Annotated in this window: 18 protein-coding genes; 5 read left to right on the forward strand and 13 right to left on the reverse strand. The window is 48.9% G+C overall.

Going from position 1 to position 19,087, the window contains the following annotated elements; genetic code table 11:
* Positions 1 to 3: 3 nt before the first annotated feature.
* From HRU78_08185 to HRU78_08225, 9 genes are all read right to left on the reverse strand, one after another.
* Positions 4 to 408 (reverse strand): copper resistance protein CopC, encoded by a 405-nt coding sequence (locus tag HRU78_08185; GenBank protein QOJ23631.1) that lies wholly within the window; start codon positions 406 to 408, stop codon positions 4 to 6.
* Positions 409 to 498: 90 nt separating this feature from the next.
* Positions 499 to 1,077 (reverse strand): hypothetical protein, encoded by a 579-nt coding sequence (locus tag HRU78_08190; GenBank protein QOJ23632.1) that lies wholly within the window; start codon positions 1,075 to 1,077, stop codon positions 499 to 501.
* A 65-nt stretch (positions 1,078 to 1,142) separates the two neighbouring features.
* Positions 1,143 to 1,727 (reverse strand): hypothetical protein, encoded by a 585-nt coding sequence (locus tag HRU78_08195; protein QOJ23633.1) that lies wholly within the window; start codon positions 1,725 to 1,727, stop codon positions 1,143 to 1,145.
* A 161-nt stretch (positions 1,728 to 1,888) separates the two neighbouring features.
* Positions 1,889 to 3,151, reverse strand: a complete 1,263-nt coding sequence (locus HRU78_08200) for a methane monooxygenase/ammonia monooxygenase subunit B (protein ID QOJ23634.1) — start codon at positions 3,149 to 3,151, stop codon at positions 1,889 to 1,891.
* On the reverse strand, positions 3,151 to 3,975 hold the full coding sequence (locus tag HRU78_08205; protein ID QOJ23635.1) for a methane monooxygenase/ammonia monooxygenase subunit A: 825 nt from the start codon (positions 3,973 to 3,975) through the stop codon (positions 3,151 to 3,153). Before HRU78_08205 ends, HRU78_08200 begins: the two co-directional genes overlap by 1 nt.
* A 167-nt stretch (positions 3,976 to 4,142) precedes the next feature.
* Positions 4,143 to 4,949 (reverse strand): methane monooxygenase/ammonia monooxygenase subunit C, encoded by an 807-nt coding sequence (locus HRU78_08210; protein ID QOJ23636.1) that lies wholly within the window; start codon positions 4,947 to 4,949, stop codon positions 4,143 to 4,145.
* Positions 4,950 to 5,348: 399 nt separating this feature from the next.
* Positions 5,349 to 5,585: a hypothetical protein gene (locus HRU78_08215; GenBank protein ID QOJ23637.1), complete on the reverse strand. Its 237-nt coding sequence runs from the start codon at positions 5,583 to 5,585 to the stop codon at positions 5,349 to 5,351.
* A gap of 188 nt (positions 5,586 to 5,773) precedes the next feature.
* Positions 5,774 to 7,000 carry an NAD(P)/FAD-dependent oxidoreductase gene (locus tag HRU78_08220; GenBank protein ID QOJ23638.1) on the reverse strand — a complete coding sequence of 409 codons (1,227 nt, stop codon included), beginning with the start codon at positions 6,998 to 7,000 and terminating at the stop codon, positions 5,774 to 5,776.
* 44 nt (positions 7,001 to 7,044) lie between these two features.
* Positions 7,045 to 7,275 carry a twin transmembrane helix small protein gene (locus HRU78_08225; GenBank protein QOJ23639.1) on the reverse strand — a complete coding sequence of 77 codons (231 nt, stop codon included), beginning with the start codon at positions 7,273 to 7,275 and terminating at the stop codon, positions 7,045 to 7,047.
* Between the two features lie 160 nt (positions 7,276 to 7,435).
* Here HRU78_08225 and miaA point away from each other — a divergent pair, with 160 nt between their 5' ends.
* Positions 7,436 to 8,395: a tRNA (adenosine(37)-N6)-dimethylallyltransferase MiaA gene (miaA, locus tag HRU78_08230; protein QOJ23640.1), complete on the forward strand. Its 960-nt coding sequence runs from the start codon at positions 7,436 to 7,438 to the stop codon at positions 8,393 to 8,395.
* A gap of 209 nt (positions 8,396 to 8,604) precedes the next feature.
* On the forward strand, positions 8,605 to 8,940 hold the full coding sequence (locus tag HRU78_08235; GenBank protein QOJ23641.1) for a BON domain-containing protein: 336 nt from the start codon (positions 8,605 to 8,607) through the stop codon (positions 8,938 to 8,940).
* Positions 8,941 to 8,959: 19 nt separating this feature from the next.
* On the opposite strand, the gene HRU78_08240 is transcribed toward HRU78_08235, so the two are convergent.
* The 3 genes from HRU78_08240 to HRU78_08250 all read right to left on the reverse strand — a co-directional run bounded on the left by HRU78_08240 (position 8,960) and on the right by HRU78_08250 (position 12,642).
* Complete coding sequence (locus HRU78_08240; GenBank protein ID QOJ23642.1) at positions 8,960 to 10,396, reverse strand: IS5 family transposase; 1,437 nt, start codon at positions 10,394 to 10,396, stop codon at positions 8,960 to 8,962.
* 187 nt (positions 10,397 to 10,583) lie between these two features.
* Positions 10,584 to 11,405: a 2,3,4,5-tetrahydropyridine-2,6-dicarboxylate N-succinyltransferase gene (dapD, locus tag HRU78_08245; protein ID QOJ23643.1), complete on the reverse strand. Its 822-nt coding sequence runs from the start codon at positions 11,403 to 11,405 to the stop codon at positions 10,584 to 10,586.
* A 43-nt stretch (positions 11,406 to 11,448) separates the two neighbouring features.
* Positions 11,449 to 12,642: a succinyldiaminopimelate transaminase gene (locus HRU78_08250; GenBank protein QOJ23644.1), complete on the reverse strand. Its 1,194-nt coding sequence runs from the start codon at positions 12,640 to 12,642 to the stop codon at positions 11,449 to 11,451.
* A 727-nt stretch (positions 12,643 to 13,369) separates the two neighbouring features.
* Between HRU78_08250 and HRU78_08255 the strand changes: the two genes are divergently transcribed.
* Positions 13,370 to 14,893: a peptide MFS transporter gene (locus HRU78_08255; GenBank protein QOJ23645.1), complete on the forward strand. Its 1,524-nt coding sequence runs from the start codon at positions 13,370 to 13,372 to the stop codon at positions 14,891 to 14,893.
* Between the two features lie 78 nt (positions 14,894 to 14,971).
* On the opposite strand, the gene HRU78_08260 is transcribed toward HRU78_08255, so the two are convergent.
* Positions 14,972 to 15,283, reverse strand: a complete 312-nt coding sequence (locus HRU78_08260; protein ID QOJ24974.1) for a hypothetical protein — start codon at positions 15,281 to 15,283, stop codon at positions 14,972 to 14,974.
* A 307-nt stretch (positions 15,284 to 15,590) separates the two neighbouring features.
* Between HRU78_08260 and HRU78_08265 the strand changes: the two genes are divergently transcribed.
* Positions 15,591 to 17,666: an NAD(+) synthase gene (locus HRU78_08265; protein ID QOJ23646.1), complete on the forward strand. Its 2,076-nt coding sequence runs from the start codon at positions 15,591 to 15,593 to the stop codon at positions 17,664 to 17,666.
* A gap of 58 nt (positions 17,667 to 17,724) precedes the next feature.
* Positions 17,725 to 19,005, forward strand: coding sequence for an NAD(P)-binding domain-containing protein (locus tag HRU78_08270; GenBank protein ID QOJ23647.1), 1,281 nt, complete (start codon positions 17,725 to 17,727; stop codon positions 19,003 to 19,005).
* Positions 19,006 to 19,087 lie beyond the last annotated feature (82 nt).

Here is a 19,087-nt window from a genome sequence, read left to right on the forward strand (position 1 = left end):
TTACTACATTTTATTTTTTACGCTAAAATCGAAACTCGATTCAATGACATGACCATCAACAGACATCACACGATAATGCACAGTGTAACGCCCCGGTTCAATCTGCGGTAAGCTTAGCACAACAGATTTTGGGTCATCTGCAACACTTTCCGGTGTATTTTCAGTTATCGAATTCTTATTTGAATCACGCACAGTAACTGATGCGTAAGATCCTTCTATTTTTTCGTTAAACCAAAGTTTTATCTGTTTTGGAGGCATGGAAAGCGTAGCTCTACGCGGTGGATCGGATTTGACCAGTGATGCATGAGCCATTGCCACTTTTACTTCAAATGCCAAAGAAAATATTATCAACAAAGAAGCAAAAATAGTGATCTTTTTAGTTGTAAACATTGATCTCTTATTTTGCATAGTCTTCCCCTTATTCTTCAGATTTATCATGTTTTTTGATTCATCTCATAAGGATGAGTTCAAAAAACTCATCCTTGTTATTCGATATGATTAAGCTGTGCCTTGATCTGCCGGTTTACGCTTACGCAAGAAGAAGAAAGCGGCAACAGCGATGACCAGTATCACCGGTGCAATGATCGCCACTTTCGGAGTCGGACGGCCTTCCCCTACCGAGAACGGAAAGCGCGATACATAGTCCTGCGCTCCACCTGTCACCGTCACCAGCCCTACAAACTTGCCCTTTTCCGGAAAGACATGCTCTACGGCAATCGATGCCGATGGGTAGACTTTCGGTGGTAAATGAAACACCGTAATTTGATCCAAATTCGCTTCCGATCCCGTATCCCGGATAATCCGCACTTCCGTCGTCAGCGGACGTAATTCTTCCTGGATATAGTCCAGCGCTATCACAGTCTTGCCTGTTTCCGGTATGTCTTCACAGAATTCTTCTTCCTGCGATAGCGGTTGATAACCGGTAAAGTGCATCCGGTACGGCCCTACCGTCAGTACGCACATGTCTTCTGCCAGTGCCAAACCACCGTGCGCTTGTACTTGTGTGGTCATTAGCATGCCCGTTGCGAGTATGATCGTTACTATTGCTTGCTTTATATCTATTAGTCTTGCTGACATTGCTTGGATTTCCTGTGTCGATAAATGGTTAGTCTCTATAGTGTCTTAATCCGCCATTGGATCATTCAGTTCTTGTTGGCCCGGCGTGTCGCCAGCCAGTCTCTGAAGCGTCTTGACCGGATGAGTTTATACCCAAGTATGGTGGTCAGCAATAGCCCGACTGCCGGTCCTATGGCAGCTCTGAATACTTCCGCGTAGTTGATCAGTTCCACCCGCAAATGGTATTCATAGTTCAAGGGCGGTACACCTTCCGCTGTAATCTGCACCAGGTACTTCCCTTGCGCCAGCTGACTTTGCGTGCTGATTACTCCGTCTTGATATAATGCCGGACGTACGTTGGTGATCGTTTCCCCTTCACCTGCCTTGCTGCCTTGCACAACTTTTACGCTTATCGGCATATCGCGCAATGCCGGATCCACCAAATCAATAACGAGTATGGCATTGCCTGCTTTGGGTATCTCCGTGCAGTAATGTCCTTCTTCATCGACTTGCGGTTGGTAGGTGCTGAGGTGAATCATGTTTTCGCCAACCCGACGCATGCAGCTGTCCTCTTCCATGGCTACTTTGCCATGAGCGCCAGCTGTGCCCGCATACAGTGCCATGACAAGTATCAAGACCGCAATCCCCGTTGGTGCTATTTGCCTGATCACGACAAATCCTCCTCTTGGATGGGTGCCTCTAATGTTGCCAGTTCTTGTGTCTGCATTCTCTTACTGCCCTAAATTTTTACTTTATTTCTTTGCCAAAAAAAACCGGTACACCGGCTGTCTTGCGACAGTGGTGTACCGGTGTTGATGCCTAACTTCTCTTATTACAGTTTGGTAAAGACTGGAATTACCGCACCAGCAATACTGTTGATGTAACGATTGCCTGCTTGGTCCCAGGTCATCAGCAAGCCACCAAAGCGGCTTTCCGGGTCACCCAACAGCGCCATCAAACGTTGTACTTCCCACAACGCGTCTTTGGCTTCCATCTTAACTTCACGGGTTTCTCCAGGTTGAACACCTCTGTCGCCATCCACCGTCAAACCAGTTGCTACCAGTTCTCTTGGATAGTCAGGATCCAGGTGTTTGCGGCCCAGTTCGTTCACAAAGCGTACGCCCGCTGTCGTGAATTCACCGATGTTGACTTCTGAGTCACCGTTGTTGGTGATTTCCATCGTTACACGCAGTGCACGGCCCGGTACGTCGTAGTTAGCGTGCGTTACTTTGATCGCAACAGGGTTCGGTGCAATCGGTAACGGTGCTACTTTCGATTCGCCCGCTTGGATCGGTACTGTGTATGGGTGTACGCTTTCGGTGTAACGATAGCCGCCCCAAACGATCGCGCAGGTCAGAATAGCTACTGCAAGACCTACTTTTCTGTCGGTTGGAGAGGTTAATAATTCGTCACCATACGCCAGCAGTACACGGCTACGCGGTAGGAACATCGGTTTCGCTACAAAGTAGCCAATCCAGAAGCAACCTAAGCCCAGCCATACGATGTGCCAGAATATGCCGTTGCTGAAGTTGAACGTTTCCAGGTCAATGGTTTTACCGGTCAGTGTGGTCACTGGGTTGGTAAAGTCATCCCAGCTGCCGGAGATGTTCATCCAAGAAGCCGGACCTGCAATAGGACCTGCATCTTTAATGTTCACCATCGCATGCATGTGATGGCGTCCAGGGATACGTGCTTTCAGTCTGACTTCAAATGCATAGTCACGACCGATTTCCAGCGGGCCGGAAATAAACGTCGGTTCGCCGTTCAGTTTGGTGCTTAAACGTACAAACACCGGGCTTGGGCTACCTACGTTAAAAAATGCACGGGTTGGCTTACCTACCGCACGGGGCCAGTCTTCCGCTAAGTGGAAGTTACCGGTCATCGTCGCAATGTCGTTCACTTTGGTGACTTTCGGTTGCCATTTCAAGTCGTACCATTGAATACTACGCATGCGCAGGAACGGTTCTTGTGAGCGCTCACCGTGTGCCGCTGCCGTCTTGACGTCTACCGTCAGCGTCATCGCCAGCGATGCCGCTCCAATCGCTGCTCCATACAGGCCTAATACGCCCAGTTTAAATATGCTTCTTATGTTCATTATCTAATCCCCTGTGCAAAGCCTTTTTCACCAAACGCGGTTACGTCGTTCTTCATTGATATGCGTCCTCTTTCGCCTTTAACATAGTAGAAAGCGGTGCAGTACAGTTTACCGAAGTACCACCATACGCAGAACATCAGCATGGATACGAATGCTGCGAAGAACGCTGCAATCACTGTGGTGTGACCACCAAAGGTACGCAGTGAGCCTTGCTCAATCAGGCGAACGTATTCAGGTGTACCCGTACGTACGTACAGAAAACCTGTGTAGTCAGCTACTGACAGCAATACGCCTTCAACAACCACCGGTAAGTGGGTTGGGCCAAAAATCGGCCAGTTGCCCGGGTAGAAGAATAAACCAAAGAAGCCGCCGCCTAACAGGGCTGTGATCAGCCAGTTACCCGTCAACAGTAAAATCGTATCCATCATCAACGCACCTGGAATCATGGTCGATGGCAGTACAAAGTTGAGCGGATAGTGTGACCACCAGTAGAAGCCCCAGTAACGGGTCAGCCATTCACCTACTAACAGGCATACGATACAGAGTGTCGCGCCAAATGGCAGGCGATAGTTTACCCACAGGTAATACATCAGTGCTGCACAGTACATGATACCTACAATCGGTGTCACTACCGGCCACCATTGACGGTCTTTCCAATCCAACCAGAAATCCCAGTCTCCTGCTAACAGCATGAAGTGCATGTGATAGGTTCCTACCAGCAATATACACAGAATCGGAAAATATACCGCATCTATGTATCTGGACATCTTGACCGCTTCCGGCACCATCTTCGCCGCTGCTAAAATTTCGTCTGTTCTACTCACTAGACCCTCCCTTCTTCATTTCGTGTGATATTAAATTATGAAAACTTGACGATTCCCTTGCTTCTTTTTGTCGTCAGCCTATCGGCCGTTTTCATGACTGCTGCTAATCTTTCTTAAATTCTTCTATCCTTCCCGCCCAGCCGGGCAGGAAGAATTAACCTCAAGAATTAAGGTACGATTCTGTTGTTCAGAATCTCTCTGCTTTGACCATTCCAGGTTACGTCGGTCAGGTTCGAGTAACGGGTGATGATTTGTGCTGCAATACCGCCCGAGAATAAACCTGCCCAGCCCAGAATTACAAAGCCCCAGTGCAGTGGCGCGCTGAACAATTCTTCCATGAACCAGAATGCGTGACCCCATTCGTTCAAACCTACGTTTGGCAGAATCATCAGCGGGCCGGCAATCGCCATAACCAGCGGGAATGATGTACCGCGGCTGTATAACGGCAGACGGGTCATCGCGTACAGGTAGGATGCTACGCCACACACGATGTACATCGGGAATGAGCCGTAGAACACCACTACGTGACTTGGTGTGAAGCTGGTGTCACGAATAATCACTTGGTGCCACGATGCGTCTTGCTCGGTGAAGAAGCTACCGCCCCAGTAAACACCAAACAGATACACACCCAGCCACATCATCCAGTAGAAATAACGTTTAATTTCCAGTTTGGTGTCCAGATTGTCCAGTTGTTCTTTGGTGTCGCGGGTCTTCAGTATCCAGCCCCAGGTTACCAACGCAAACAGCGGCATCAGGGTCATGTGAACGCGCCACAGTCCCATCCATACCTTGTCAAATTCCGGTTCCATCGAGTCCATACCGTGTGAGTATGCAAACGTCCTTTGGTACCAGATCCAGAATATCGCTACCAACAGCATTGTTAACATGCCCAGCTTGTAGTACTTCGAGTCGTACCACAGCGACATGTCATAGCTTGCGCTTGATGCACTTGACGTGCCATAGGTTGTTGCCATGTTTCTACCTCCTAACTGTTAATCAAAACTACTTCTCGTTCTTTTACTCTCTACTTCTTCTAATACTAATTAATTAGTACTGCTTTTACTTTTATCTCGGCAGCTAAATTAGCCTATTTTTCTCCCCTAATTTAACCACACCTCTCAGGCTAGTCGACCTTACCCCTCTAAGTCAAGTCATTTGTCATAAAATCCCATACTCCCCCTCAGGGATCTTATCCTCTATCTCCACTATTTCCCCTTTCTCTACAAGGATTAATTGGTAATTTATTTCCACTGCTAAAACTCGAAAAAAGACTGTTAGTACTTTCGAAATGAAATCTTTTGTTCACCTAAAAAAGACCCCTTAACCGGCATTATTAACTCGAAACATATAAAAAATTCTTTTTCATTTTTTGCTTATTTCATCGTACTCACTAATGCTATATTTACTATAAACATTAATACTCCGAGTATTAACCAATTTCTTCCAGCTTTCTTCGCAACAGGATTATCTTTTCTGAAATAAGTAAAACCCATAGCAATTCCAATGACAGGAAAAAGTATCGTGCCAATGATAATTGCTAAATTAACTCCCGCTGAAACTGCGGATTTTTCGTTTGTGGAAAGATTTTCCTTTTCATTTATCGTGTTCATAATTTCAAATTGAAAAATAAGGAGTGATATTTGAATTAATGTGCTTAAAAATAACAGAATTTACGATTGACAGTATCTCAAAATTTTATCCGTATAATTACATTTACTATAATGCGAGGGCTTAAATAGCAGAGAATGTAAACATAAGAACAAATAACTACAGACTGTATGAAATTGTGATCGCCCACTCAAACAACTTGTCCGGCTGCATAACCTGATGCCCAAGCCCATTGAAAATTAAAACCACCCAGTTGTCCTGTGACATCAACCACTTCACCAATGAAAAACAATCCAGGTACTTTCTTCGATTCCATCGTTTTAGATGACAACTCTTGAGTATCAACACCTCCCAGCGTCACTTCCGCTTTCTTATAACCGGTTGTACCGCTCGGCATAACCTGCCAATCATGAATTTTATCTGCAATCCTATTCAATTCATTGTTCCTGAATTGATTTACTGGCTTTACCATAAGCGATAGCTCGGTAAAAATAGCCGCACACCAGATATCCGTAAATCGCTTCGGTAAGTAGCGTGCCAATAGATTTGATAGTATTAACGCACTTTGCCTGTGCTCTGAGAAAATCTGGTGTACGTTATGCTGTGGCAATAGATTGATATGCAGCGGCTTTCCGGGTCGCCAATAGGAAGAAATCTGCAAAATAGCGGGACCGCTCAGACCGCGATGGGTAAATAAAACATTTTCACGAAATGAAGCATTATCACAACTGACCGCAACATCGATCGATACCCCTGAAATTTCTTTAAAGCCCGAAAAATCTTCAGAAGAAAATGTCAAGCCGACCAAGCCGGGACGTAAAGGCGTCACGCGGATACCGAATTGATTGGCGATTTGATAACCCAATGCGCTCGCACCGATCTGTGGAATGGATAATCCGCCGGTAGCAATAACAAGTGAATCCGTAACGATGATATTACGCTCGGTTGTAACCAGGAATTTTTTCTTGCTATTTTGCAAGTCGCTATTTATGGAAACGTATTCAACCCGCTGTACCTGAGTCGGCATTTGCCAATCCACACCAGCTTTTGCACATTCGTGCTGCAGCATATTGATGATCTGCTGTGAGCTATCAATGCAAAACAATTGCCCGGATTTTTTCTCATGATAGCGAATATCATGTTCCTCAATCAGAGCGATAAAATCCTGCGGTGTAAAACGGGCAAGTGCGGAACGGCAAAAATGCGGATTTTCGGAAAGATAACTTTCCGGCTTGACATAACGGTTGGTGAAATTACAGTGACCGCCACCGGAGATGCGGATTTTCTCCGCCAATTTATGCGCGTGATCCAGCAATATCACGCTGCGGCCCCGTTTCCCAGCTTCTATCGCGCACATCATGCCGGCAGCACCTGCACCGATGATAGCGACATCTTTGGAAATTTTTCTCAAGGCCATTGATACAGCGAATGCATCAATATTCCTTGATTACTGCGATCATTTCAATCAGTAACCATATCCAAGCAATCAGTAACCATATCCAAACAATCAGTATCCATATTCAAACGGTACGATATCATCATGACAATAAATAGAAAAAGTGACAAACCGATACGTATGCTCAACGATTTGACCATACGTGTCGAATTTCCTTTATCTTTGAACATGTAATACAGAGCGGATCCCATTGTATATACTATAGTGAGAAATAATATGATGGCGAAAATTTTCAATGGAGTATCCCTGCAAAAAATTGAATTTGCCGAAGTGTAGCCGAGTTTTATGGAATGTCCAATGGCTATTTAACCATAAACGGCAATAATGCTCGACGTCAGAAAGCGACTGCTTGTTTGGCGTATTTCTCATTTCTTCCGTTAATTGTTCTATCACGACATGCAAAATTCAATCCGCTTGCCACCCGCTATTTTCTTGATGGGCCCGACTGCCAGTGGAAAAAGCGGAATTGCGCTGGACATTGCGGAAAATTTTCCGGTTGAAATCGTTAGCGTCGATTCTGCACAAGTGTACCGTCACATGAACATCGGAACCGCCAAGCCTGATCAGGTAACGCTAAGCAGGATACCGCATCATCTCATCGATCTTATCGACCCGGATCAACATTATTCTGCGGCACAATTCCGGCACGATGCTTTGCTTATCATGCAGGAAATTACCCGGCGCAATAAGATTCCACTATTGACAGGCGGTACCATGCTCTACTTCAGAGCTTTGCAAGAAGGCTTATCTGCGCTGCCCCCGGCGGATAAAAATCTTCGCCTGAAGCTGGAAGATATGGCTAAAGAGCTGGGTTGGCCGGCCATGCATCAAAAACTCGCCGAACTGGATCGGCAAACCGCAGCACGCATCAAGCCAACCGACAGTCAACGGATTCAGCGTGCGCTGGAAGTGTGTTATCTGACTCGACAACCGATGTCCGAGATTCTGAAAACACCCCGGCAAGTGGATTTTCCTTTCCATGCAATCAGTGTCTCGCTGATTCCCGGTGAACGTAGTCAATTACATTCGCGCATTGCACATCGTTTTGAAGCGATGCTGAAAAACGGTCTCATCGATGAAGTACAAGCAATTCGCCAAAAATTTTCTGCACTCAATCTCGAATCACCATCGATGCGCTGTGTCGGTTACCGCCAAGCCTGTCTTTATTTGGATAATCAAATAACCAGCAGCGAATTGCACGACATGGGAATAGCCGCCACTCGCCAATTGGCCAAGCGGCAACTCACCTGGTTACGCAGCATGAGAACCGGTACGGTTGAGGAATTTGATTGTCTGGCAAACGATCTCAGTGTGCAAGTGCAGCGCTTTCTACACACTGCAATTGCAAAAAACTGATGCAAAGTGCGCGAAAAGTCTTATCATTGATACATTTTGCACGAGCCGGCTTGTCTATATCCTGTTCATGGCGTTATGATTCCATGTTATGGAAAGGGATAAATATCCTGTACTACCTATAAAAAATAACAAAACAGGCTTGCGTCATATTTAACAATTAACAGCATCTGAATTTAATTTCAGAACATTATCAATAGGATAGAAACACTATGCAAACGCGCATTCATTTATTTACTTTAGCATTATTTTTCATGAGCATACTCATACTGACCGGTTGCGAAAATTATGCGGAAAAAACGCACCAATCCTGGGTTACGCCACCATCGGGACCGGTTTATGACGACTCGACCATTTTTGCTCGCATCACCCAAGCTGTGCAGTCGGATCCGGTTTTACAAGGCGCCAACATCGATATCAAAGTACAAGACGGCAATGTCGCTTTGAAAGGCACAGTCAGCAATGAAGATCAGGTGACACGCATTAACATGCACGCTTGGATCGTCGATGGCGTGAAAAAAGTCGACAACCAAGTGATTGTCAGGTAAATAGTCGCCCCTGCAAAATTCACACAGTCATGCCGACAAACGAACGTTTTGTGTAAAAGGTGTTGATCAGTTGCAGCAGCGCAAGTCGCAATAAAGAATTCTTGATGCCCAAACGGTGTATAGCTCTCATCAGCCAGCGCAGATTGTAGCCAGCCGCACATAACACAGCGTGCAGTGCATCACCCAACTGACCTGGTAACCAGCAGCGATCCATTCGGTGATCCGACTTCAGATGCCCGATTGCAGGTTCCACGGCCTGCCGGCGCTTGAGCCAGCGCCGCTGCGGTTTCGTCAGCGACTTGTACTTGCCGCGATGGATGATTTCCACTGCCGGATTGTCAGCATCCACTCCCCGGAACCCGAGATCGGCAATAACCTGCTTCGGTATTGATCCGGTATCTTCGAGTAGCCTGTGCGTTTGTTCGAGCTGTTGGTGGAGAATATGACCATCGTAGGGATTGCCAGGAAAGGTTCTGGCACCGACTATCAGGCCGCTTTTGTGCGTAACAGCAATGCCGGCTTTAACTCCGAACTCGTAAGGTTTGCGTGCTTTGCCCTTGCCGATGCATTCGGCTTCCGGTGCGTGCAATGCATAGAGTTTGTTGTTGTCCTTGGGTTGCTGCTTATGAATCCGTCCTGCCCGTTCCAATAGCGTGGTCAATTGCTGCAGCGATGCGGCACAGACCGTCGTCACGGTTGCCAGTTTGCGCTGGATCTCCCGCAGCACGATACCAAGGATCGTGCGTTGGCGTTTAACGGTTTTGTGCAGACGCCGCAATTGCCTGGCGTGGGCATAGCCGCCTGCCCTTCGGCGCAGCGCCTTGCCTTCTTTGGCGTAGGTTTGCTTCAAGGTGATGCCAGCCCGTCTGGCTGCTTGCACAATCTTGCCGCGAGCAATTTCCAGTAACCGGCTATCCACCGGATGCGCAATTGCCTTTTCCTGAATTGTCGTGTCAACAATCACTCGTTTGAATTCAGCCGGTTTGACCGCCTTGGTGTGCACCGCAGTGTCAATCGTTGCCTTCAGCAGCTTCTCAACACCAGCTTCACCAATGGCGGTGCGGAAACGGCCAATCTGGGTGGCATCACACGGCAACTTCGATGTGTAATATTCCTCGCCGCTGAAATACTGCCACACCACATTCTCCGACCAGCGAACCACCAGCTCTTCGTCACTGAGGTTGAACGCATGCTTCAGATACAGCAACGATGCCATCAACCGGATCGGCAAGCGGGGGCGACCCGCAGTGCTCACGCCCCCACTGGCAATCGCCAATGTTGTGCCAAAAAGATCGTTGATCTCCAACACTTCACCCTGACGGTTTTTACGCTCAAAAGCAGGGACAAGTGCTGCTTCAATATCAGCCCACGGCAGTCGATTCGACAGCACTGCCAGGGGATGACGCAGATCAATTATCTGATCGAGACGCGCTCGGAAAAAATCATCGGTCGGCATTTCAGTTCCTCTTGATTCTCTCAGTGTTTTGATGCGAATAGTATAAATTCTCAGGGATCAATGCCGTCTAAAATTTGATGATTCCTGCAGTTCATGCAGGCTCTAAGTGTTTTGCAGGGATGACTAAATAGCCATAAAAAAATCCCCTTGATGGGGATTTTTTATTACACCTTATAGAAATCTAACTTCAGATACCACGTAACAACTCGTTGATCCCCGTTTTGGACCGGGTTTTGGCATCCACTTGTTTGACGATCACCGCGCAATACAAACTGTATTTTCCGTTCTCAGCAGGTAAATTGCCCGAGACAACAACCGATCCGGGCGGAATACGGCCATAACTGACTTCTCCGGTTTCGCGGTTATAAATTTTAGTGCTCTGACCGATGTATACGCCCATCGAGATCACCGAATTCTCACCAACAATCACACCTTCCACAACCTCGGAACGTGCACCGATAAAACAATTATCTTCAATAATGGTCGGATTCGCCTGCACTGGCTCCAACACGCCGCCAATGCCGACACCGCCGGACAAATGCACATTTTTACCGATTTGCGCGCATGAACCGACGGTAGCCCAGGTATCGACCATCGTACCTTCATCGACATACGCGCCAATATTGACGTAAGACGGCATCAACACGACATTGCTGGCGATAAACGACCCCTTGCGTACTGCTGCGGGTGGCACGACGCGAAAACCGCCGTCACGAAAATCCCGCGAGCTGTAATCCGCAAATTTCGAGGGCACCTTGTCAAAATAATTGGAAAAACCACCTTTGATAAAGCTATTGTCTTCGATGCGAAATGACAGCAATACCGCTTTCTTGAGCCACTGATGGGTTACCCACGCACCATCGACTTTCTCCGCCACCCGCAATTTGCCGCTATCGAGCATCGTGAGAGCTTGGGTAACCGCTTCCTTCAACTTGGCATCCACATTGCGCGGTGTAATTTCGGCGCGGCGGTCAAAAGCTTCTTCAATGATGGTTCTCAATTCATCCATAATGTAATTTTTCCTGATAATTTAAATTTTCAACTCAACTGCATCAGAGTTCTTTCAAGCAAAGCTTGATTCTGTTCATAGCTTCAATGCACTCTTCCGGTGCCGCAACCAGCGCAATACGCACAAAGTTTTTCCCCGGATTTACCCCATGCGCATCGCGTGCCAGATAGCTGCCCGGCAGCACCGTCACATTATAATCTTGATACAACCGTTTGGTGAATTCGGTATCACTGACCGGTGTTTTGATCCACAAATAAAAACTAGCATCGGGCATCTGTACATCGGTTATATCCGATAACACCGCGATGGCATCGGAGAATTTTTGTGCATATAACCGGCGATTTTCCATGACATGCATTTCATCGTTCCAAGCGACAGCGCTGGCTGCCTGCGCCACCGGATTCATCGCCGAACCATGGTAGGTGCGGTAAAGCAGGAATTTTTCCAGTAACCGGGCATCACCAGCGGCAAAACCGGAACGAAGCCCCGGCACATTCGAGCGTTTTGATAAGCTATTAAACACCAGCAACCGCGGAAAACCGCTGCGTCCCAGTTGCTGAGCAGCATCCAACGCCCCCAGCGGCGGATTCTGCTCATCGCAATAAATCTCCGAATAACATTCATCCGCGGCCACCACGAAACCGTAACGATCCGACAACGCGAATAACGCCCGCCAATCCTCCAGCATCATCACGCTACCGGTCGGATTGTTGGGCGAACACACATAAATCAATTGTGTACGCGACCATACAGCATCGGTCAATTGCGCGAAATCCAACTTGAACTGATTATCCGGTAAGGTATTGATGAAATGCGGTTCAGCCCCGGCCAGAAACGCAGCGCCTTCGTAAATCTGATAAAACGGATTGGGACAAACTACCACCGGCCGGGTAGCGCTGCCATCGATCACCGTTTGCGCAAAAGAAAACAGCGCTTCACGGCTGCCGTTGACTGGAATGACTTCAGTATCTGGATTGATTGCCGGCAAGTTGTAACGCTGCTGCATCCACGCTGCAATGCTGTGGCGCAGCGCCGCTGTACCCAGTGTCGTCGGATAAGTCGATAAACCCGCCAAGTTATCCGCCATCGCCTGCCGGATAAATGCCGGTGTTGCATGTTTGGGTTCGCCAATCTGCAATTCGATTGGTTTTAGCGTTGCATTGCACGTCACGCCTGCAAACAGTTGCCGCAATTTCTGGAATGGGTAGGGTTGCAGTTGATTCAGATTTGGATTCATATATTGGATGCAGTGCTTAAGTTTCGACGTTAACACCGCCTCTTCGCAGGATCGGGTTAATTTGATGTGCGGATTATAAAACGGCAGCATAAGAATGACCAACTGAAAACATCGCCGAATCCATTTGCTTAATATTTGCCGGATACACTGCTTTTCGAGCAGTGCACACTTTATCGCACTTCGCTGTGACTAAAATCACAGACGCGGCTGCTCGATTATCGGATACTGCTCCCGACATCATGCAGAATGCACATCTCCCTCCTTTTCTGCCATGTCCTTCAGCTTTTCGCCTACAAAGCGGAAGACGCCTCCCGGTCAAATGGATGCCGACATCCATTTGACCTTTTTGTAAGAGATTAACAATAGAATAGGTGCGGAGCATTCCGCTTACGCCGACGATCTTTATCAAACCAGACAAACATGATTGATTTCACCCATGCAATCCATCCGCGGTGGGAAAAAGCGATTTTTTGCGGTCTGAGGGTCTGAAACTTACCTAAGGAAACGCTGATTAATTCGGCGGACGAGATGAAGCACGAGGCGCACGGAACACAGCAACCGAGACATATCAATAAGATAGGTGAGGAAGCGAGTACCGCGCAACGAAGTGATTCGCTCGTATAGCCAATTAATCAGCGTTTCCCTAAAATAAGAAGGAAGAGAACCGGAACTCCTATATCATTCGCTCCGTTATGAGATTAACCAGGACTGTAATGATTTCAAAACCATGAGCTCAACCGGACACCCCAAAGGCTTATACCTTCTGTTCTTTACCGAAATGTGGGAACGCTTCAGCTACTATGGCATGCGCGCCATTTTCACCTTGTTTATGATCAAAGCACTGCTGCTCGACAAAGCATTGGCATCCGAGATTTATGGCAGCTACACCGGTTTGGTTTATCTCACTCCGCTCATTGGCGGTTACGTCGCGGACCGTTATTGGGGCAACAGGCGCGCGATTCTTGCAGGCGGTCTGCTGATGGCGGCCGGGCATTTTTGCATGTTCCTGTCCGCTGCCAATTACAACGATACCGCCTTCGCAGAGCCCATGCTATTTCTCGGTTTGGGATTTCTCATTTTTGGCAACGGTTTTTTCAAACCCAATATTTCTACCATGGTGGGGCAACTCTATCCGGCAGGCGATAAGCGCATTGATGCTGCATTCACGATTTTTTATATGGGCATTAACCTCGGTGCCTTTCTTGCACCGCTGGTGTGCGGCAGCCTGGGCGATACCGGCAATGCGGCGGATTTCAAATGGGGCTTTCTTGCCGCCTGTATTGGCATGATCATCAGTATTCTGTCATTCGAGTTGCTTAAGAATAAACTCATTGTCACCCCAACCGGCGAGGGTATCGGGTTGGTTCCGCAGAAGAAAATACCGGCAGATCATGAAACCCAAACATCCGCCATGCCGTTTGTCCAGATAGTCGCCTGGATCGCTGCCGCGGCGGCTTTATTTGTTGCGTTTTATAGTGTTATGGAACTGGGCATCATCGGATCAGCCATTTTTTCCATTACAATTATCGGCCCCGCCGCCATCATTGCCGACAAGACATTGACAACAATCGAGAAGCAGCGGATAGGCGTTATTTACATTCTGGCTTTTTTCGTCATTTTCTTCTGGGCGGCATTCGAGCAAGCCGGAGCATCATTGACCTTTTTCGCCGAGGAGCAAACCGACCGGAATGTATTCGGAACGGAAATTCCAACCAGTTTTTTTCAATCGATCAATGCCGTGCTGATTATCGTATTGGCACCGCTGTTCGCTGTTATTTGGACATTCCTTGGCCGGCACAACCGGGAGCCCTCATCGCCCGCCAAACAAGCATGGGGGTTGTTGTTCCTGTCGATTGGCTACGGCGTGATTGCCTTTGGTGTCAAAGGCGTGGATCCCGCGATTAAAGTCAGTATGATGTGGTTATTCAGTTTGTACTTACTGCACACCATCGGCGAATTGTGCTTGTCGCCCATCGGTTTGGCGATGGTGGTCAAACTGTCGCCGGCGAAATTCGCTTCCTTATTGATGGGCGTATGGTTTCAATCGATGGCCGCAGCAAGCAAACTTGCCGGTACGCTCAGCGCTTTGTACCCTGACCCGGCGCTGCCCGCAGCGCCGGTCTTTGCGGGCTTTGAGATCACCAATCTGTATGAGTTTTTCATGATTTTTGTGATCTTATCCGGAGTCGCATCGATCATTCTGTTCGCGCTGACCAAGGCACTGCAAAAAATGATGCACGGTGTGCAATAAAGCAGTTTTGCAACCATTCACATTCGACTTGATAGCGCAATCGATACGGATTTACGATTACACCCGGGAACATTTTTCTCATCTGCGGTGATGATGTCCGCCGCGATGGCCACCCTGATGACCGCCGCCCCAATGTCCCCGGCCAGAGTGGCGATGCCCGCCACCGATATGTCCATGTTGCCCGGCAAAGGGGCGATAGCCATCGTATCGGTGTCTGTGGCCACCGCCGTAATACCCCCATCCGCCGCCATAGCTTTGACCGGCATAATACGACGGCTGATAACCGTAACCATATGCTGTACTTTGATAGTATCCCGTTCCACCGTAATAAGGTGTTGCCACGCACCCGGACAAAAAAAGAATTGCAACGATGACAAAGGAAATTAGCATTTTCTGTGTGTTCATGATATTCCTCCCGGATCCATTACACGAGCAAGCTATTGTTACTGTCAGCTTTTAAAACTTGAGCTCGCTTTCCTTTACAAAAATCCAATACCTAAATTCCGGTATTTCGTGTGTAATTGTGCGATCCTCGGACTGAATAGCAGCTGAATGCGGAATGCTCCTATGCCAATACATGTTGTCAGTCAACCCGCCAGCGGAAACGCCGGCTATTCAATATTCCACACGAGCTATGGTTAAATGCACGCATGCGAATAATATTTCCGCTTAATTCTTACTTCACCGGATGCCGCGAATGCAAACCAGCACAGAATTTTTCAACTTATATAACCGCGGCTTTATCCGTGTCGCTGTCGGCATACCCAATGTTCGTGTTGCCGATCCGCAATTTAATGTCGCCGCAACCATCGCCTTGATGCAGCAAGCGGTTGAACAGAAAGCTTGTCTCGCGCTGTTTCCGGAATTGGGTTTGACGGCCTATTCCTGCGACGATTTATTTCATCAGCAGGCGCTGCTGAACGGTGCATTGGACGCGCTGCGGCAAGTACTCACGGCTTCCGAAACACTCGATCTGATCACGGTTGTGGGGCTCCCGCTGCAGATCGATCACCTGCTCTTCAATTGCGCGGCGGTTGTTTATCGCGGGCGCATTCTCGGTGTCATTCCCAAGACGTTCCTGCCCAATTACCGGGAGTTTTACGAGTTAAGGCAATTTGCTCCGGCTGCCGCCGCAGCACGAGACACCATCGCATTATGCGGCCAGGACGGCATCCCCTTCGGCGGGAAATTAGTGTTCCGGGTGCAAAATAAGCCGCAACTCAGTTTTTTTGTGGAAATTTGCGAAGATCTGTGGACACCCATTCCGCCGTCGTCGCATGCCGCATTGGCCGGCGCTACACTGCTGCTGAATCTTTCCGCGTCCAACATCACCATCGGCAAGCATGAATACCGCCGCAACCTGGCCGCCAATCAGTCGGCGCGTTGTCTTGCCGCCTATCTCTACACTGCCGCCGGCACCGGCGAATCGACCACGGATCTTGCCTGGGACGGGCATGCGATGATTTATGAAAACGGCACCTTGCTTGCCGAGTCCGAGCGGTTTCATGACGGTTCACAGCTGGCATTTGCCGACATCGATCTCGATCGCCTGACACAGGAACGCATGCGGCAAAACAGCTTCGGCCAGAGTGTGCAGCACTTTCGCGCAGAAATCCGGCAGTTTCGTGAAGTTTCCTGCACGATCGATTTTCCTGACAATGAGCGTCTGTTATGCCAGCGGCAATATGATCGCTTCCCCTACGTTCCATCCGATCCCGCGATACGCGATAGCCATTGCAGTGAAATTTTCCACATCCAGACGCAGGGCTTGGTCAAGCGTCTAAAACATACCGGCATTGAGAAAATCGTCATCGGCATCTCCGGCGGATTGGATTCGACGCATACCCTGATCGTCGCAGTTCGGGCAATGGATATGCTCCGCTTGCCGCGCCAGCAGATTCTGGCCTATACCTTACCGGGGTTCGCCACCAGCGCGCACACTCTGGCCAATGCCAAAGCCCTGATGCAAGCCGTCGGATGTGCGGCGCATGAAATCGACATCCGTCCCAGTTGCGAGCAAATGTTGCGCGATCTTGACCACCCCTTTATCCACGGCGAACCGCTGTACGACGTGACCTTCGAAAATGTGCAAGCGGGCGAACGCAGCAATCATTTGTTCCGTTTTGCCAACCATCATCATGCCCTGGTGCTGGGCACCGGCGATCTGAGCGAATTGGCTTTGGGTTGGTGTACCTACGGCGTCGGCGATCAGATGTCGCATTACGCCATCAACGCCAGCGTACCGAAAACACTGATTCAATTTCTCATCCGCTGGGTAGCCGATACGCAACGACTTGGCGGCGATGCAAGTCAGGTTCTGCAAGCCATCCTGAACACGGAAATCAGTCCCGAGCTGATTCCCGGCAAAACGGACAGCGATCAACCGGCACAGCGCACCGAAACCATCATCGGCCCCTATGAATTGCAGGATTTCAATCTGTATTACACCAGCCGTTTCGGCTACTTACCGGAAAAAATTGCATTTCTTGCCTATTGCAGCTGGTATGACCGGACGCAAGGACGCTGGCCCGGCATACCCGAGCACAAGCGCAATCAATACACCATCGGTGAAATCAAGCATTGGCTGCAGGTGTTCGCGTACCGTTTTTTCCAAATCAGCCAATTCAAACGCAGTTGCATCCCGAATTCGCCCAAGGTGGGATCGGGTGGTTCGCTGTCGCCGCGCGGCGACTATCGCGCGCCCAGTGACAGCGAAGCGACGGTATGGCTTGAACACATCAAACACATTCCGGATACCGCAGAATCAAAATGAATAGGATGAATCGTTCATTTCCCGATAACGCATTACTCACCTGAGCCATCATACAACAATGCGCATTGCCATCATTGGTGCCGGTTGTTCCGGCTTCGCCGCGATCAAGCAGTTAGCGGAAGCGGGATTGCACGACATCGTCTGCTACGAACAAAGCAGCCAGATCGGCGGTAACTGGGTATATACCGCGACACCCGGTCACAGTAGCGTCAGTAAGACAACGCATACCATTGCCAGCAAAGCGCTGTCGCAGTTCAGCGACTTTCCGATGCCCGATGACTATCCCGATTACCCCAGCCATCAGCAGATACTGGCTTATTTCCAGGCGTATGCGCAGCATTTTCAACTGGAAAAATATGTCCGCTTCAACGTCGCCGTGCTGCGGGCGGAGAAAATTGCCAACGAGCGCTGGCGGCTATCACTCAGCGATGGCAGTCAAGCGGAATTCGATTATCTGCTCGTCGCCAACGGACATCTCTCAACCCCGCGCCACCCGGATTGGCAAGATCGTTTTAGCGGCCGATACCTGCACGTGCATGCGTTTAAAACCAATCAAGGACTGGAAAACAAAAACGTGCTGGTCGTGGGTGCCGGTAACTCCGGTTGCGATTGTGCGGTTGAAGCAAGCCGCACTGCGGCGCGTGTCGATCTCAGTCTACGCACGCCGCAGTATATTATTCCCAAGCTCATCATGGGGAAACCGACCGATACTTTTGCCGCCTCGATGCAGTGGCTACCGCAGACCATAAGAAACCGCCTGCAAAAAATTTCCCTGCGCATCCAGATCGGGCGTTACCGTGACTACCAGTTGCCCGAGCCTGATTTTTCGCCGACACAAGCGCATCCGACCATCAACTCGGAAATCTTCGATAAGATCCGGCACGGCAAGATACATCCCCGTCCCGGCATTCGGGATATTTCCGGTCAAACCGTGGTTTTTACCGATGGTTCATCGGCGTTATACGATGTCATCATCGCCGCGACCGGTTATAAAATCAGTTTTCCTTTTTTCCCGGCAGATTTCATCAATTGGCAGGATGAAGCGCATATTCCGCTTTACCTGCGCATCTTTCATCTCGATCATCCCAGTTTGTTCTTCATCGGATTGATACAGCCGCAAGGCTGCATTTGGACACTGACTGAGGTGCAGTCCCGCTTGATCGCACAATTACTGAGCGGAAAAACCCGCTTGCCTGCCGGCTGGCGCGAACAAGCGGTAGCCGAGGGCGCATACTGGACACGCCAATTCATCGCCCGGCCGCGGCATGCGCTTGAGGTACAGTACTATCCTTATTTGCAGCAGCTGTTGAAATTGATTCAGAAAGAATCGATTCCGTAGACAATAATTCAGTATTTCCTTAACACTCATGCAGCCGGAACATATCGTGACCTGCAATGTCCGTTACATTACCGATACCTGA

It is taken from the genome of Gammaproteobacteria bacterium (assembly GCA_015709635.1).
Classification (GTDB): domain Bacteria; phylum Pseudomonadota; class Gammaproteobacteria; order Burkholderiales; family Nitrosomonadaceae; genus Nitrosomonas.

Coding starts and splice junctions, on each gene's coding strand:
- HRU78_08185 (QOJ23631.1), bottom strand. CDS start 408: ATGCAAAATAAGAGATCAATGTTTACAACTAAAAAGATCACTATTTTT.
- HRU78_08240 (QOJ23642.1), bottom strand. CDS start 10,396: ATGCCGACCGATGATTTTTTCCGAGCGCGTCTCGATCAGATAATTGAT.
- HRU78_08260 (QOJ24974.1), bottom strand. CDS start 15,283: ATGCTAATTTCCTTTGTCATCGTTGCAATTCTTTTTTTGTCCGGGTGC.
- HRU78_08270 (QOJ23647.1), top strand. CDS start 17,725: ATGCGCATTGCCATCATTGGTGCCGGTTGTTCCGGCTTCGCCGCGATC.
- HRU78_08210 (QOJ23636.1), bottom strand. CDS start 4,949: ATGGCAACAACCTATGGCACGTCAAGTGCATCAAGCGCAAGCTATGAC.
- HRU78_08235 (QOJ23641.1), top strand. CDS start 8,605: ATGCAAACGCGCATTCATTTATTTACTTTAGCATTATTTTTCATGAGC.
- HRU78_08215 (QOJ23637.1), bottom strand. CDS start 5,585: ATGAACACGATAAATGAAAAGGAAAATCTTTCCACAAACGAAAAATCC.
- HRU78_08265 (QOJ23646.1), top strand. CDS start 15,591: ATGCAAACCAGCACAGAATTTTTCAACTTATATAACCGCGGCTTTATC.
- miaA (QOJ23640.1), top strand. CDS start 7,436: ATGCAAAATTCAATCCGCTTGCCACCCGCTATTTTCTTGATGGGCCCG.
- HRU78_08255 (QOJ23645.1), top strand. CDS start 13,370: ATGAGCTCAACCGGACACCCCAAAGGCTTATACCTTCTGTTCTTTACC.
- dapD (QOJ23643.1), bottom strand. CDS start 11,405: ATGGATGAATTGAGAACCATCATTGAAGAAGCTTTTGACCGCCGCGCC.
- HRU78_08200 (QOJ23634.1), bottom strand. CDS start 3,151: ATGAACATAAGAAGCATATTTAAACTGGGCGTATTAGGCCTGTATGGA.
- HRU78_08220 (QOJ23638.1), bottom strand. CDS start 7,000: ATGGCCTTGAGAAAAATTTCCAAAGATGTCGCTATCATCGGTGCAGGT.
- HRU78_08250 (QOJ23644.1), bottom strand. CDS start 12,642: ATGAATCCAAATCTGAATCAACTGCAACCCTACCCATTCCAGAAATTG.
- HRU78_08190 (QOJ23632.1), bottom strand. CDS start 1,077: ATGTCAGCAAGACTAATAGATATAAAGCAAGCAATAGTAACGATCATA.